The organism is Microbacterium sp., assembly GCF_047602155.1.
Classification (GTDB): domain Bacteria; phylum Actinomycetota; class Actinomycetes; order Actinomycetales; family Microbacteriaceae; genus Microbacterium.
The window spans coordinates 969396-984386 of record NZ_JASGHZ010000001.1; the positions used below are offsets into that span (position 1 = coordinate 969396).

At 66.5% G+C, this 14991-nt stretch carries 20 protein-coding genes; 5 read left to right on the forward strand and 15 right to left on the reverse strand.

What is annotated here, in order from left to right; all coding sequences use genetic code 11:
* The first annotated feature begins 135 nt into the window (after nucleotides 1-135).
* Both QM720_RS04575 and QM720_RS04580 read left to right on the forward strand, forming a co-directional pair.
* Nucleotides 136-771, forward strand: a complete 636-nt coding sequence (locus QM720_RS04575; RefSeq protein WP_415127805.1) for a GntR family transcriptional regulator — start codon at nucleotides 136-138, stop codon at nucleotides 769-771.
* A 131-nt stretch (nucleotides 772-902) separates the two neighbouring features.
* Nucleotides 903-1862, forward strand: a complete 960-nt coding sequence (locus QM720_RS04580) for an ornithine cyclodeaminase family protein (RefSeq protein ID WP_415124976.1) — start codon at nucleotides 903-905, stop codon at nucleotides 1860-1862.
* A gap of 6 nt (nucleotides 1863-1868) precedes the next feature.
* Here the strand turns inward: QM720_RS04580 and QM720_RS04585 are convergent, their stop codons facing one another.
* From QM720_RS04585 to QM720_RS04630, 10 genes are all read right to left on the reverse strand, one after another.
* Nucleotides 1869-2666: a glucose-6-phosphate isomerase family protein gene (locus QM720_RS04585; protein ID WP_415124977.1), complete on the reverse strand. Its 798-nt coding sequence runs from the start codon at nucleotides 2664-2666 to the stop codon at nucleotides 1869-1871.
* A 24-nt stretch (nucleotides 2667-2690) separates the two neighbouring features.
* Nucleotides 2691-3344: an HAD family hydrolase gene (locus QM720_RS04590; RefSeq protein ID WP_415124978.1), complete on the reverse strand. Its 654-nt coding sequence runs from the start codon at nucleotides 3342-3344 to the stop codon at nucleotides 2691-2693.
* Complete coding sequence (locus QM720_RS04595; protein ID WP_415124979.1) at nucleotides 3341-3661, reverse strand: hypothetical protein; 321 nt, start codon at nucleotides 3659-3661, stop codon at nucleotides 3341-3343. The genes QM720_RS04590 and QM720_RS04595 overlap by 4 nt, the downstream gene beginning before the upstream one ends.
* 1 nt (nucleotide 3662) lies before the next feature.
* Nucleotides 3663-4550, reverse strand: coding sequence for a PTS system mannose/fructose/sorbose family transporter subunit IID (locus tag QM720_RS04600; RefSeq protein WP_415124980.1), 888 nt, complete (start codon nucleotides 4548-4550; stop codon nucleotides 3663-3665).
* 1 nt (nucleotide 4551) lies between these two features.
* Nucleotides 4552-5385 (reverse strand): PTS sugar transporter subunit IIC, encoded by an 834-nt coding sequence (locus tag QM720_RS04605; protein WP_415124981.1) that lies wholly within the window; start codon nucleotides 5383-5385, stop codon nucleotides 4552-4554.
* A 29-nt stretch (nucleotides 5386-5414) separates the two neighbouring features.
* A complete protein-coding gene (locus QM720_RS04610) occupies nucleotides 5415-5909 on the reverse strand; it encodes a PTS system mannose/fructose/N-acetylgalactosamine-transporter subunit IIB (protein WP_415124982.1) in 495 nt (164 codons plus the stop codon).
* Nucleotides 5910-5914: 5 nt separating this feature from the next.
* Nucleotides 5915-6355 carry a PTS sugar transporter subunit IIA gene (locus QM720_RS04615; protein WP_415127807.1) on the reverse strand — a complete coding sequence of 147 codons (441 nt, stop codon included), beginning with the start codon at nucleotides 6353-6355 and terminating at the stop codon, nucleotides 5915-5917.
* A gap of 9 nt (nucleotides 6356-6364) precedes the next feature.
* Nucleotides 6365-7309: a class I mannose-6-phosphate isomerase gene (locus tag QM720_RS04620; RefSeq protein WP_415124983.1), complete on the reverse strand. Its 945-nt coding sequence runs from the start codon at nucleotides 7307-7309 to the stop codon at nucleotides 6365-6367.
* Nucleotides 7310-7399: 90 nt separating this feature from the next.
* On the reverse strand, nucleotides 7400-8269 hold the full coding sequence (locus QM720_RS04625) for a sugar phosphate isomerase/epimerase family protein (RefSeq protein WP_415124984.1): 870 nt from the start codon (nucleotides 8267-8269) through the stop codon (nucleotides 7400-7402).
* On the reverse strand, nucleotides 8266-9315 hold the full coding sequence (locus tag QM720_RS04630; RefSeq protein ID WP_415124985.1) for a Gfo/Idh/MocA family protein: 1050 nt from the start codon (nucleotides 9313-9315) through the stop codon (nucleotides 8266-8268). The genes QM720_RS04625 and QM720_RS04630 overlap by 4 nt, the downstream gene beginning before the upstream one ends.
* A gap of 91 nt (nucleotides 9316-9406) precedes the next feature.
* Between QM720_RS04630 and QM720_RS04635 the strand changes: the two genes are divergently transcribed.
* The 3 genes from QM720_RS04635 to QM720_RS04645 all read left to right on the forward strand — a co-directional run bounded on the left by QM720_RS04635 (nucleotide 9407) and on the right by QM720_RS04645 (nucleotide 10557).
* Entirely contained in the window at nucleotides 9407-10147 is a 741-nt protein-coding gene (locus tag QM720_RS04635; RefSeq protein ID WP_415124986.1) for an acetoacetate decarboxylase family protein, read from the forward strand.
* Between the two features lie 48 nt (nucleotides 10148-10195).
* A complete protein-coding gene (locus QM720_RS04640; RefSeq protein ID WP_415124987.1) occupies nucleotides 10196-10321 on the forward strand; it encodes a hypothetical protein in 126 nt (41 codons plus the stop codon).
* A 92-nt stretch (nucleotides 10322-10413) separates the two neighbouring features.
* Nucleotides 10414-10557, forward strand: a complete 144-nt coding sequence (locus QM720_RS04645) for a hypothetical protein (protein WP_415124988.1) — start codon at nucleotides 10414-10416, stop codon at nucleotides 10555-10557.
* Between the two features lie 7 nt (nucleotides 10558-10564).
* Here QM720_RS04645 and QM720_RS04650 read toward each other — a convergent pair whose 3' ends face one another.
* The 5 genes from QM720_RS04650 to QM720_RS04670 form a co-directional block, all read right to left on the reverse strand.
* Nucleotides 10565-11833, reverse strand: coding sequence for a type II toxin-antitoxin system HipA family toxin (locus QM720_RS04650; protein ID WP_415124989.1), 1269 nt, complete (start codon nucleotides 11831-11833; stop codon nucleotides 10565-10567).
* A complete protein-coding gene (locus QM720_RS04655; RefSeq protein WP_415124990.1) occupies nucleotides 11820-12056 on the reverse strand; it encodes a helix-turn-helix domain-containing protein in 237 nt (78 codons plus the stop codon). Before QM720_RS04655 ends, QM720_RS04650 begins: the two co-directional genes overlap by 14 nt.
* 31 nt (nucleotides 12057-12087) lie before the next feature.
* Nucleotides 12088-12366 (reverse strand): HipA N-terminal domain-containing protein, encoded by a 279-nt coding sequence (locus QM720_RS04660; RefSeq protein WP_415124991.1) that lies wholly within the window; start codon nucleotides 12364-12366, stop codon nucleotides 12088-12090.
* Nucleotides 12367-12438: 72 nt separating this feature from the next.
* Complete coding sequence (locus QM720_RS04665; protein WP_415124992.1) at nucleotides 12439-12654, reverse strand: helix-turn-helix domain-containing protein; 216 nt, start codon at nucleotides 12652-12654, stop codon at nucleotides 12439-12441.
* A 138-nt stretch (nucleotides 12655-12792) separates the two neighbouring features.
* Nucleotides 12793-14991, reverse strand: coding sequence for an ATP-dependent Clp protease ATP-binding subunit (locus QM720_RS04670; protein WP_415124993.1), 2199 nt, complete (start codon nucleotides 14989-14991; stop codon nucleotides 12793-12795).

Genomic DNA, 14991 nt, shown 5'->3' on the forward strand with positions numbered 1-14991 from the left:
CTCTCTCGGCGCGAGATGAAGCCCGGCCCGCGCTTGCCTCTGCCGCTTGGTTATCGGTTAGCGGTAACCATTCGCCACTCAGAGTAGACGCATTCAATGTGTTGTCAAGGCTCCATCCGGTGCAAAGCTGTGACCATGCAGGTTTCGAATCTCCGCGAGCAGACTCTGGCCATCGTCCGCCAATCACTGGTCGCAGGCGAATACCGGCCCGGCGACATCATCTCGGCCGCGGCGATGGCGAGCCGCCTGAACGTGTCCAACTCCCCCGTTCGCGAAGCCATGCTCGAGCTCGTTTCGCAGGGCATCCTCGAAGTCGTACGCAATCGCGGCTTTCGCGTCCTGCCCATGAGCGATCATGACCTCGACGAGGTGTACGAGGTGCGCCTGTGGCTCGAAGCCCGCGCTATGCGCGAACTCGCCGCCCGAAAGATCAACGTCGAGAGTTCCCGACCACTGGCGCAGCTGACGATCGAGAAAGCGCGCGCCGAGGAGATCCCCGAGTTCCTCGACGCGGACCGCAGTTTTCATCTCGGTCTTCTGGCACACCTTGACAACACTCGCCTGAGCAGGATCGTCGAGAACATGCGCGACCAGACGCGCCTCTACGGCATCCACGCCCTGGCAGCAGCGGGCAAACTTGTGCAGACCAGCGAAGAACACCTCGAGATCGTCGACGCGATCAATTCCGGCGATCCGGATGCCGCCGAGGCGGCGATGACGCGCCACCTTGCGCACATCCGCTCCGACTGGTCGTCGGGCATCGCGCAGTAGCGCGGGCCGTACGCCGCGCGGCCCGCGCTCAACACCCGCGCCTATACGGCCGCTTTCCTTTCGTTCCGCGCGGCATTCCTCTATAGTCCTAACTAGTCGGTAATCGGCTACCGACTAGTTAGGACTATGCGATGACCGTCGACGGGGCCGTCCATCCACTGCTCGCCTTCGACGCAGCATCGGTGTTCCGTCTGCTGCCGCCGGCTGGCGCCGTACAGGCGCTGCGCGACGCCGTGGTTGCCGGCGCGAGCGAGAGCGACGCACCGCGCACAATGCTCCCCGAGCCCGACGGCGCGGGCACTCTCGCCGTCATGCCTGCCGTTGACGCACGATGGCTGGGCATCAAGGTGCTCTCGATCCGCGCCGCCACCACGTCTCAACGCGATGCGATCGTTGGGACGTACCTGGTGGTAGATCCGGCCACCGGCGCGCTGCACGCCACCATCGACGGCACGGCTCTCACGGCGCTGCGCACGTCGGCCGTCAGCGCCCTCGCGCTCACACGCCTGGCCGCGCCCACCGCCTCCCGCGTGTTGGTGATCGGCACGGGCACGCAAGCCCGGGCACACCTGCACACGCTCATGGGCCTCGGCCGCTTCAGCGAGTTCACCGTCGTCGGACGCGACCGCCGCAAGGCCGAGGCGCTCGCTGAAGAGTTCCCCGACGGCTCCGTACAGGTCGGCGAGCTCGAACCCGCGATTCGGCAGGCAGACGTCATCGCCTGTTGCACCTCGGCACGTACACCGCTGTTCGACGGCGCCCTCGTCTCCTCCGGTGCGGCCATCGCCGCGATGGGTACGTACCAGCTCACTCACCGAGAGCTCGACGATACGATCATCTCGCGCGCATCGATCTATGTCGAGACGCTCGAGACGGCCCTTACCGAGGCCGGCGACATCCACCAGGCGATCGACTCCGGCGTCCTGCGGCCTGATGAGCTGCGCACACTCGCGCAGCTTTTCGCCCCCGGGGAGCAGATCGACTTCACACGCCCGCGCGTCTTCAAGAGTTGCGGCATGTCCTGGGAGGATCTCGCCGTCGCCGCCGAGATCCTCCGCCGGCACGAGCAGGGCGAACACGCCGAAAGCTGACGCCCTTCAGGGCTGCGCCAGCCCCACGGGGTAGGCGTACTCGGCGAGGTGCGGGAACCGGCTGACGAACTCGTCACGGTCCCACAACCATGCCAGCTGTGCGGGATCATCCCGCAGCGTCGTGTACAGCGAGCCGATCCGCCCACCCGCCCACTCCTCCGCGGTGACATGCTTCAGCCCGGCGACATCCGCGTATCGCGGGTTCGGCTCATACTCCCCGTCGAGGTGACGCAGATAGGCGAATCCGCCGAACTCGCGCACGTCGCCGTAGACGTCACTCATGCCGCGGCGGCACAGATCGGCGAACACCAGCCGGCCCTCGCCCGCGTTGACGCTGCAGTGGTAGAGCCCCCCGGGGATCACCACCACGTCGCCCTTCTCGGCGTGCACCGCGACGACCATGCGGCTCGCTGGGCCGGCGTGAAGATCCTGCAAGAAGAAGACGCCCGAGCCGCTCAGCACCTCGTAGGCCTCGGCGGGGGGAAATCCATCGGGTTCGAATGAGTGCACATGGCCATGCGTCTTGGCCGATTCCGTACCTACCGGCGCCTGCCGGATCGATGTGAGCGAGTAGGCGAGCTTGCCAGACAGCATCCGGTCTTCGTCGGCCTCGTCGCGCACATCGTAGAAGGTGTCGTAGAGCACGGCCTCGTCGGCAGGATCGACATGGCGGTACAAGGACGACATCGCGCCGACGGTGCGGTGCCCCTCCTGTGTGATGCGCACGGTGTCGGCGAAACACAGCCGCTCACCGTCCAGGCCGAACTCGATACCGTCAGTCAGCGACTCGAAGGTCGACGTCATTTTCTCTCCCTCTCCCGCGCGAGCTCACGTGCCGCGCTCATCGTTGTCGATGATTCCCCACACCTCGGTGAGCCGATCGATGTGGAAGTCTGCAGCGCTCTGATCGATGCCGAATCGGTGATCGCGGACGGCCGCGACGCGAATACCGGCGCCCGCCGCCGCCATAATGCCGTACTGCGAGTCTTCGACGACGAGCGCCTGCCGCGCATCGACGTCCAGCGCCCGCAGCGTGTGCAGATAGATCTCGGGGTTCGGCTTGCTCTCCCGGAACTGCTCGCCACTGACGACGAGGTCGAACCGGTCGGCGATGCCGCCGGCGCGCAACGCGAGGTCGATGAAGCGTCTCGGTGCCGACGAGGCGAGCGCGACGCGCAGACCGCGGCGCCGCAGTCCGTCGAGCACGCCGGTCGCGTCGGGGTCGAGGATGCGCCCATAGTCGATGTCGGCGGCCTCGGCCCGCTCGACGAGTCCGGCGCGAAGCGTCGCGGCATCCAGACCCGTGCCCGACCGGCGGGCGATGTCCTCATACACGACGTGCGACGACGAGCCCACCACCACGTGCAGGTCTTCTCTCGCCAGCGTCGATCCCTGACTGATCAGGTAGTCGTAGAACAACGCCAGGTAGACAGGCTCGCTGTCGAAGAGCACACCGTCCATATCGAAGATGACGGCCCTCACTGCGCGGCTCCTGCACGCGCACGCAGACGGTCGTACTCCGCGATCATCGCCAGGACATATCGGCGGCCCCGACGCACACCTGTCGCCAACAGGGCGCACAGCGGCACGGCGACCGCAGAGACGCCGGCGGCGACCCAGCCGAGCGTCCGGGTGCCGGCACCCTCGCCCGTCCATCCGGCAAGCAGGGCGGCCGACGCGATCACCGAAATGATCGAGAGGGCCGTCGCGCACAGCAGCATGCACCGGACCGTCCGCAACCGAGCGTGCTCGGCCAGGATGTCCTGGCCGAGCCGCTCGACGATGCGATCCGACGCCATGTCAGTAGCTCGTCAGGCCCGGGTCGAAGAACCCGAGCAGCACGCCCAGGAACGCGATGACCGCGAAGATCAGCATCACCAGCGGTGGGCTGATCCGCAGCTTCGCCAACAGGAACCAGGCGAAGAGCACCAGCAGCAGACTGAGCAGTCCGGGCAGGATGCCGTCGAGCGTGTCCTGCAGATGGAGCTGGTTGGCCACCTCCTCGCCGTCGACCACGTGAGTGCCGCCGAGGTCGATCGTGAAGCTCGTCGTGATGGTGATCCAGGTCGCCGCCAGCGCGCCGATCACGATGCTTCCGAGCATGACCATCGATTCGCGGATGGCCATGGCTTGCCGGCCGACGAGGAGTTTGGCGGAGTTCACGCCGAGCCGGTAACCACGCGTGAACAGGAAGCGTACGAACAGCAGCATCGTGACGTTCCACGCGATGATGTAGAACAGCGGCCCCAGCACCGAGCCGCCGGCCGACAGCCCCAGCGCGATGCTCAGCAGGATGGGGACGTATGTGCCCGGGATGAGCGAGTCACCCATTCCGGCCAGCGGCCCCATGAGGCTCGTGCGCACACCGTTGATCATGTCGGGTGTGACGGCCTCATTGCCCCGGGCCTTGCTCTCCTCGAGGCTTGCCGTGATCCCGACGACCGCGAAGCCCATGTGCATCTCGGTATTGAACAGCGGCTGGTACGTCTGCAGCGCGTCGCGCTTCTCTTCTTCAGTGTCGTAGAGATCCTCCACGATCGGCACCATCGCCGTCGCAAAGCTCATCCCCTCCATCACCTGGTGGTTGTAGCCGGTGATGCTGCCGTGGTACCAAGTCCAGAATGATCGGTTGAGAGCCTTCTTGCTCAACCTGCGCTCGGCATCCGAGCGGAGCATTTCGGTGGTCATCTCAGATCTCCTCCTCGACGAGCTCGCGCATTGCCGTCTCCGGTGTCGCCTTGCTCATGTGGATCTTGTAGTTGATGAAGGCGATCATGCCCCCGACGATCGCTGCGGCGACGATGTTGATGCCCATCGATCCGGCCAGGACGAACCCGAAGAAGAAGGTGAGCAGGTCGACGGCGCGCACCACCATCTGCTTGAGAAGGATGCCGATACCGACCGCCGGCAGCATCATGCCGACGATGAACATCGTCTTCATGAAGAGGCTGTCGATCGGCAGCCATTCATGGATGTTCTGCACGACATCGGCACCGTACTTCGTGATGAACAGCGTCGGGAGGAACGAAATGACGAAGTGGGTCCCGAGCGGCAGCACGAAGTTCGCCAGGTACAGCCGGTTGGGACGGAAGTTCGCGACTCCGCGCCAGGCCGCGCTCGGCAGGTAGATGTTCACGGTCGCCGTCGAGTAGTACATGATGGTGCCGACGGATCCCACGAGCGCACCGAGCGACACGGCCAGCCCGTTCGCGGCGGAAGAGCCTGGCTCGAGCCCCGAACTGTGTATCGACACCAGAGCGAGGGGTATGCCAATATAGGTGACCGCTCGCACATCTGCCGACGCCGTGCCGCCGGGTGTGATCAGTGCGATGTAGATGATCTGCATGGCAGCACCGACCAGGATCGCGCTCGACACGTCACCGACGATCAGGCCCACCAGGAGGGAGCCGACCAGGGGTCGGGCGAACGTGAATGTGCCGATGGTCGGCCCCAGCGCACCGACATCGTTGAACAACAGCGCGCAGAGCGCAAGCAACACTGCTTGGATCCAGGTGATCTCCACTGCGACGACCTCCGTTTTCTGTGTGTTTTTCAGGTGAGCCCAAAAAGCGGGCGGAACTTCGGCCAGTAGCCTTCGGCGTCGTCGCTGAGCAGAGCGAACCAGATCCGGTAACCGGCCTGGTGCATGCGTTCGACGGCATCCACTTCCTCTTCGCTGAGGTACTGGCTCTTGCCGAGCTTCGTCGTCCCGGGACGCTCGTTGAGCGGGCCGATGACGACGCGGTCGATACCGGGTTCGAAGCTGTCGGCGAGCAGTAGTTCGCTCATCCCAATCGGCTCCTTCGTGATCACGAAGTAGCGCCGAACGCTCTCCAGCACACGGTCACGCTTCTGCGCCCACTCCTGCGTGGTCCACACGAAGGTGGGCAGGTTCGTCGCTCCGGAGTAGATCTCTTTGAGGACGGGGTTGGCCGCGATCATGTCGTCGACGACCACCAGTCCGTCGCACGGCACCTCGCGCGCCCACCGGGTCGTGATCAGGCCATGGATGACTCGGTCATCGACGCGCAGGAATGAAATGCTCATCTCGGCTAGATCTCCTCGTCGTCTGACGACGGCGCTTGGGCGGCGTCGATCACGACGTCGACGAATCCCTGCTGCGACGCAGCGAGGATCTCCTCGCCGAGCGCGGCGGCATCCATCACCTCGGTGGACAGCACCGCCGTGAGCACCATGGGCAGGTTCGCCCCAGCGAAGACCCGAGCACCGGACAGCAGCCCACGGTCGGACAGCACCCCCAGTGTGGTCGTCAGCGGCGACCCGCCGTAAAGGTCGGCGAAGACGACCAGTTCGTCGGCGGCAGCGACCCGGTCGAGCAGCGCGCGCAACTGTTCCTCGAAACGACGCGACCCGCCGCCGTCCGCCTGCATCCCGAGCGCGAGAACGTCGGTGCGCGGTCCGGCGACCATCTCGACAGCGCTCTTGAGGCCCGCGGCGAGGTCCGCGTGACTGACCAGGACGAAGAAGCGGATGGCTCTACCTCACAGTTCCGCGTTCTTGTACGACACGTACATGAGGTCGAGGTCACCCTCGATGGTCACGGCGTCGTAGTGGGCCGGCACGAAGACCGTCTCGCCCGCGGCGATCGGCATGTCATCGATGCGGCCCGAGCCCGCGACGCACGTGAAGAAGACGAACTCCGGGCGCGTGAACGTGCCCCGCCCGGAGGTGCGCACCCGACCGGCCGTGTAGCTGCCCGGATCGTCGTGGTACAGCGTGACCTCGCAGCCGTTCTCATCGACCGGCATGGGCGTCACCGCCACGACCTGGTCATCGGGCACCGTGACGGTGTCGAAGACCTGCTGTACGTGCAGATCGCGCGTGCGCCCGGTGGCGGGATCAATGCGGTCGAAATCGTAGAGGCGGTACGTGATGTCGGAGTTCGGCGAGAAGGCGACGGCGATGGAGTCGGCGCCGAACGCGTGCAGCGTGCCGGCCGGGATGTTGACGAAGTCGTCCTTCCTCAGATTGATGTAGCGCGACAGCCGATCCCACTCCTGCGCGTTGGCCCACTCTTCGAACTGTTCGCGGGTCTGCGCGTGATGCCCGATGAGCACGCGGTTGTCTTCGAGGCCGTCGATCACGACGACGCCCTCGGGGCGACCGCGCATGCCGTCGTGGGTCAGGCCGTATTCGTCGTCGGGGTGGACCTGCACCGACAGCGTCTGCTCGGCGTACGCCATGCAGGTCTCGACCGGCACGCGATCCCAGTCGCAGTCGAACAGCTCGGGATACGCGGCGAAGAACTCCGAGAGCGTCAGGTCGGTGGTCTCTACCTCGTTGTCCAGGTGGCCGGGAAGCGCGACGACGTTGTACACCTCGGCGATGTTGGGCAGATCGGTCACATAGCCGAACTTCTCCCGGATCGCCTGCCCACCCCACAGTCGGGCCTCGAAGACGGGGGCGATCTTGTACAGCTTCTTCATCGAATGTGCTCCGTTTCACGATCTTCCGTGAGTAATCGGTGACCGATTACCTACTGCTAGGTGACAGTTTGTCCTCTCGGCCCCGCCCTGTCAATAGGTCGCTTCGGCCGTGCTCTGCTGCCCGGCAGGTCGGCTCCAGACCGCGCGCAGCTCACGCACGACGCGCGGGATGTCCGCTTCTTCGACGTCTTGGATCACGACCGGCAGCCGGGGATCCAGGATCGAGTGGCACTGCGCCACCTGGCGGTAGTCGAGGCCGAACTGCGGGTATTGCAGCCCCAGTGGATCCTTCGCCTGCAGGCAGATGGCGCGAGACCCCAGCAACTCGAACGCCTCGGCCACGACGACCTCCGCCGACCGTTGGCGGGCGCCGGGCAAGAGATCCCCCTCGACAAGGTTCCAGGGGTCGATGATGAACCCGATGGGGGCGTCGGCGCCGAACTCGTCGAAGAGTCTGAGCCCGCACCGGGCGTCGCGCACGACGTTGCCCCCCTCTGGCTCGACACCGATCAGCATGCCCGCGGTCTGCGCCGCCGCCAGTAGCGGTTCGAGCGCACGCAGCATCGCCTCCCAGGCATCCGGTTCACGGTTGCGTGGATCGAACGAGTAGCCGTCGTCGCTGCGCGATCCAGTGAGGACCGTGACGGCAGTGACGCCCAGCGCGCCGGCGATGCCGATCATGCGGCATGCCCCCTCGACGAGGCGGCGCCGCTCGGCAAGGTCGGGCTCGATGAGATTGAAGCTCGCCGACAGGCCCCACACTTCGACCCCCGCGGCCTGGAACGCTCCGCGCACCCGTTCATGCTCCTCGGCCGTGCGATGGGCATCGATGGTGGGCAGGCCGAGGGCCGAGAAGTTCCACTGGGCGACGGTGAGCCCTTCGCCGGCCATCGCCTGCGCGATGGCGCCCGCGGAGCCCCGCCGCCAGATGCGCGCGAAGGCGCCCAGTTGCAGACTCACGACAGCTCCACGCGCGCGCCGGTGTCGACCGACTGCCTCATCGCCTCGATGAGCCGCACGGTCCGCACGCCGTCGTCGGGGGTGGCGGGCCGGCCCCAGGTGCCTTCCGCGTCGCCGGTGCCGGTCACCGCGGCGACGGCGGCCTCGAAGCTGCGCAGCTGGCGTTCGTACGCGTTGGCGTAGGTCAGCGGGCTCACGTGCACGAGGCGGTCGGCATCGGTGTGCACCGACACGTCGGCGGCGCGCCAGAGAAAGGGGTTGTGGAGGTCGAGGGTGACCGTGCCCTCCGTGCCGCGCACATGAAGACCCTCCCCACCGTCGCCGTGCTCGTAGCAGGTGAGATCGGCGGTACCGATGGCGCCGCCGCGCAAGGCGATGAGCGACTGCCAACTGGCGTGGGTGCCGATGCGGTGGAAACTCGTCGTCACCGACGCCACATCGCCGAGGACGAAACGCACGGTGTCCCACAGGTGCGATCCGTACGTGTACGGCCAGTAGCGGTCCTTGTCGGACTTGAACCCGGCTTCCAGCGTCGTGATCTGCGGGTCTTTGATGATGTTCTGCCAGAACTCGTCGGTGTCGAAGATCGACGGCCGGTACCACGCGGAGAAGGAGATGATCTCACCGATCCGATCACGCACCGCCTCGTGGGCGCGCACGACCCCGGGGTCGTGCCGGCGCATGTTGCCGACCCTGAGCACGCGTCCGGTCTCGACAGCGGCATCGCGCATCGCCTCGGCGTCGGAGATACCGCCGGCGAGCGGCTTCTCGACGAGCACGTGCAGCCCGGCATCCATCGCCTCTCTCGCCAGCGGTGCATGCATGCGGTCGGGCACGGCGAGAACGACGGCGTCGGCGACGATGTCACGGTAGGCGTCGGCGGTCGCTGTGAAGCTCGGCACGCCTCCCCAGCGCTGCGCCACCCGCCTGCCCAGTTCGGCGCTCGGGTCGACCACGGCGACGAGTTCGACGCTCTCGACACGATCGATGGCGACGAGGTGGGCGATCTGTGCGATGCGGCCGCAACCGACCATGATGACGCGCATGGGGACTCCTGTATATTGGTTATCGCTTACCGATTACTTCTCATTGTGACGAGCGCCGCGACGCCCGTCAACCCGTCGATCGGAGACGAGCATGAAGCAATACGACCCCACCTCATTCTTCGAGTTCCTCGGTTACGGCCCCGGCGACCAGACCTATGACTGCCCCGGACTGCGCAGCCTTTCGATCTACTGCCGTGGCGACGAGGCCCAGCTGCGCGCGTTGCTCGATCCGTTGCCCTTCGAGCTCGCCGACGACCGGTTCCTCGTGTCGATTGCCGACTTCACGAACAACAGCGGGATGGTCTACTACGACGCAGCCGTCGTCCTCGCTGTCGAGTACGACGGTCACCACGGGGGCACCTACTACTTCGAGTGGGAGGACAGCCACATCTCGGTCACGGCCGGACGCGAGTTGTGGGGGTACCCGAAGCACTTCGCCGTCATCTCGCTGACCGATGACGAATCCGGCGCTCGGGGACGAGTCGCGCTCGAGGGCACGACCGCATTCGAGGCGGAACTCGTCTTCGACGACACGGCCGACCCGTCCGCGTGGCGCGGCGTGTCGTTCTCCCCTCACCTGCAGGTGCGCGCCGTGCCACAGGTGAACGGCGCGTCGTTCCAGTCGTTCGACATCATCAGCCGCAACACCTCACTCGACTTCGAGCCGATCCTGCGCCGCTTCGGTCGCGCGCAGGTGCGCTTGGGCAACGAGATCACGGTGGACGGCGAGCCGTTGCGTATCGTCGAGACGCTGGGAGGCGAGTACACCGTCGGCAACTTCCACGCCACTCGCGAGAACGGCACGCCGAAGATCATCGCATCCTTGATCTGACCGGCGTCCCGTCGCCGCCCACGCAGACATGTCACGATCCTTCGCCTGATGCGCTCCGGCCGACAGGAGGATGCGCCCGGGATCGACGCGCGCACGGACGATCTGATCGCCGCGTGGACCCAGGAGCACGGCCGCCGCGACTGGGCCCGTCGCGAGCACCGCATCGGCGGATGACGAGGAGGCGGTGATGTCGATGCGCTGGTATATCCGCAGCCAGGAGCATCTGCTCGAGCAGCTCTCGAACGTCGCGCGGTTCGGTCACGATGATGAGTCAGGCTCGCCTCGCCTCGGTGCCGTTCCTCATCGATGTCGTAAAGGCGACCGTCGTGCAGCACTCCAAGGAGATGGTCATCGCGATGCAGCAGCACCTGGAGTACGACCGGAAGCGCGCGAAGTCCGAGCCAGGGTAGACGCAGGCTACCGCTTCGGCTCGCTGATCTCCGAGCCGGCGGTCAGGCGGTCGAGGTTCCATCGGATCGCCGCAACCATGCCCGGAGACACGCCCTGTGGCGGCTGCACCTCATCGATGGCCGCGGCCAGCTGAGCCAGCGTCTCGTCAACCAGGGCGGCGGCGCGCCGCTCAGGCAGCACACCCCAGGACGTGATCTCGGCGAGCAGTCGCGCAACCGACATCCGCCGGTGGTCGAACGTGCCGTCGATCGCGAGGGCCATGTCCCACTTCACGAGACCCTCCTGGAAAAGGTTCGGCAGCGCGTCGTAGACCTGAGCGAGTTCGGTGCCACCGGCAAGGTGCATGAGGGCGACGTTCTTCGCGTGGGCGTCGTTGTTGCCGATCGCGATGTGGAAGGTGAGTTGCCGCACCCACTGCTCGACGGCGGCGACTCTGCCGGGGATCGAGCCGAGCAGTTCGGCGATGCGCCGGCCGGTCGCCCGCTTCGGGTCGTTCGGCCAGTCTGGCTCCTGGAACTTCACGTCGGTGTCGCGCCAGTCCAACCCGAGCGCCTGGGCAAGGTCCTCCTGGTGGTGCAGGCGCACCTCGCCGTCGATGATCATCCGGTCGAACCGCTCGATCGCAAGGTAGGTCGTGCGGCCGGCTTTCCGGATCTCGCTCGCGTAGGTCGACAGCCCGAGCCGGCGCGTGAGCAGGTGGCTGTAGTGCTCGTCGAAGATGCGGGTGGGGCGACTGGGCACCTGGGGCTTGAGGATGTGCGTAGAGTGCGCCCGCCCGTGCGGGTACACCCATCCCTTGCCGAAGTCCGCGACGAGCACCTTGGGCTGGTAGCCGGGAAGAGTCGAACGGCTGTCGTCGGGAAGACCCTGGTCGCTCTCCTCCAGTGCCTGCCTGAGCTTGGCTGCGAGGGCGCGGTCCTCGAGCGGCTCATACGTCGGCCGGTGGTGTGACGGCTCGTCGGGCGGTCGCAGCGTCACGGCGCCCGCGATCGATCCGCCGAACTCGCGGAGCAGAGCGAACAGGTCGTCCTTGTCGATGCGTCGCTTTGCCGCCATCCGCTCCCGGTGGTTGCCTTCGGGCACGTACCCGCCGAGGAAGTTCGACACCGCGTCCGCCGAGGGTCGGCGCCCCGGGAGGGCTGCGAACGATTCGCTGAGCAGGATCTCGGGGCGGTAGTCGCGGTCCACCGCCAGTTGCACGCGCGTGCGGTCACGACCGGCCGCTTCGACGACACCGACCCGCTGTTCGTGCAGGTAGAGGTCAAGACTCGGCATGGTCGTCGGGGTAGTCGACGGTGAGCGTGATGCCGAGTTCGTGGAGCACCCGAAACAGGCGGGTCGTGTAGGTGTTCGGTCTGCCCGACTCGAGTTCCACCATATAGTCACGCGAGAACCCGAGCCGCTCGGCCAGCTCGCACTGGCTGATGCCGGCGTCTTCACGCGTGGCCTTGATGACGGCCGCGAGGTCTGTGAGTTTGCGGGCCTGGAGCGATGGCATCGCGCACCTCCAAGGTGGGAATATACCCACTCTACGCGATGTGGTAATTTTCCCACAAGCGAAGATGTGAGGATATTCCTACTCTTACACCTACTCGAACAAGCGCGCCCGCAACATCTCGGCCGACGTTACACAAGAGCCCGAACGGATTGACCGACGACGTGTGGAACTCACGGGCAAGCTCGTCGAGACGCCCGGCACTGTCCGGCAGCAGCCCCTGAAGGAAGGGGAGAACCGCGCGTTGCGGGTGTCGCGCGCGCGAGACGGGCATCGACAGCGACAGCGGCGTGGCGTCTGGCCGTCGTCGCACGAGAACGTCACGGTGCCACCGGCATTCTGCTCGAGCACTCCCCGTCAAGGAAGACGTTCAGCGCGTCGATGCTCATCCGAACCGCTTCTCCCGATCAACGACGACGTCGAGTGCCCTCAATACGTCGAAGACGCGATCCATGCGCACACTCGACTCGCCGCCTTCCCGGCGCACGATCCACTCGCGGCTCGTTCCAGACCGCTCCGCGAGCGCCTGCCGCGACCACCCGGCCTTCTCCCGCTCGTCGCGCACGAAGCCACCGAGTTCTCGTGCCGTTCTGATTCTCATCGGCTCTGCTTGATGTGCCCGATCGAGCACATCAACGAGTGCGCCTGATCGCGCACACGGTGGGAAGTGATCGATCCGTCACGGAGAGTTGAAGATGCCTGGCAGCACACCGGCGCCAACCACCGCCGCGTGACCAGCTCAGTCGTCGAGCACCTCCGCGACGATCACGTCGTCGTCCGCCTCCCCCGACCCCGCGCTGGTGAGCACGAGCGCCGAGCCGTCGGCCGCGACATCCACCCGCACGACGTCGCCGTCGCGCACGCCGCCGGAAAGCAGCGCCATGGCGAGGCGATCCTGGATCTCCGACTGGATGAGGCGCCGCAGCGGCCGCGCCCCGAAGATCGGGTCGTACCCGCGCTCGGCGAGCCACGCACGGGCGTCCGGAGTGACGGCAAGGGTCAGCCGACGGTCGCGCAGACGTCGCTGCAGGGCGTCGACCGAGAGCTCCACGATCTGCGCGAGATCGTCCTCCGACAGCGCCGCGAACATCACGACGTCGTCGAGCCGGTTCAAAAACTCGGGGCGGAAGGCCTGGCGCACGAGCGCCGAGACCTGCTCGCGCTTCTGCTCCACCGTCAGCAGCGGGTCGATGAGGATCGGCGAACCGAGATTGGACGTGAGAATCAGGATCGTGTTCGTGAAGTCGACGGTGCGGCCCTGGCCGTCGGTCAACCGTCCGTCATCGAGCACCTGCAGCAGGATGTCGAACACCTCGGGGTGCGCCTTCTCGACCTCGTCGAGCAGCACGACGGAGTAGGGGCGGCGGCGCACGGCCTCGGTCAGCTGGCCGCCGGCCTCGTAGCCGATGTATCCGGGAGGCGCGCCGACGAGCCGCGCGACGGAGTGCTTCTCGCCGTACTCGCTCATGTCGATGCGCACCATGGCGCGTTCGTCGTCGAAGAGGAACTCGGCGAGCGCCTTCGCCAGTTCGGTCTTGCCGACGCCGGTCGGGCCGAGGAACAGGAACGATCCGGTCGGCCGGTTCGGGTCGCTGATGCCCGCGCGCGAGCGGCGCACGGCATCCGACACGGCCTTCACCGCGTCTTTCTGGCCGATCAGGCGCTTGCCCAGCTCGGCCTCGAGGTGCACGAGCTTCTCACTCTCGCCCTGCAGCAGCTTTCCCACCGGGATGCCGGTCCACGCCGCGATCACTGCGGCGATGTCTTCGTCGGTGACCTGCTCGTTGACCATGCGCGGCTCGTCGGTGGCGACGGCCTCGGCCCGCTCGGCGTCGGCGATCTCCTGCTCGAGGCGCTTGATCGTCTCGTACTGCAGCTTCGACGCGCGCGCGTAATCGGCCTCGCGGATCGCCCGTTCGAGATCGGTCTGCGCCTGGTCGAGCCGCTTCTTCAAATCGCCCACGCGGTTGAGGCCTGCGCGCTCGCGCTCCCACCGGGCTTCGAGCACGGCCAGTTCCGCCTCGGCGGCATCCATCTGCTCGCGCAGCTTCGCGCGCCGCTGCTTCGACGCCTCGTCCTTCTCCTTCTTGAGCGCGAGATCTTCGAGCTTCATGCGGTCGACCTTGCGGCGCAGCTGGTCGATCTCGACGGGGCTCGAGTCGATCTCCATCTTGAGGCGGCTCATCGCCTCGTCGATGAGGTCGATGGCCTTGTCGGGCAGCTGGCGACTCGGGATGTAGCGGTTCGAGAGGGATGCCGCGGCCACGAGCGCGCTGTCCGCGATCGTCACCCCGTGGTGCGCCTCGTACCGCCCCTTGAGTCCACGGAGGATCGCGACGGTGTCTTCGACGCTCGGCTCGCCCACATACACCTGCTGGAAACGGCGTTCGAGGGCGGCATCCTTCTCGATGAACTCGCGATACTCGTCGAGGGTCGTCGCGCCGATGAGCCGCAGCTCGCCGCGGGCGAGCATGGGCTTGAGCATGTTCGAGGCCGCGACCGACCCCTCGCCGCCGCCCGCGCCCATGAGCACGTGCAGTTCGTCGATGAAGGTGATGATGCGGCCGTCCGACTCGGTGATCTCCTTGAGGACGCTCTTCAGGCGCTCCTCGAACTGGCCGCGGTACATGGCGCCCGCGACGAGGGCGGAGATGTCGAGGGTGACGAGCTCTTTGCCCTTGAGGCTCTCGGCGACGTCGCCGGCGACGATGCGCTGGGCGAGACCCTCTACGACGGCGGTCTTGCCGACGCCGGGTTCGCCGATGAGCACGGGGTTGTTCTTCGTGCGGCGGGTGAGCACCTGGCTGACGCGCCGGATCTCGCTGTCGCGTCCGATGACGGGGTCGAGCCCTCCCCGCCGGGCGCGGTCGGTGAGGTTGATCCCGAACTGCTCGAGGGCGCTCTGCTCCTCCTGCCCGGGCTGGGGTTGTGCGTTCAT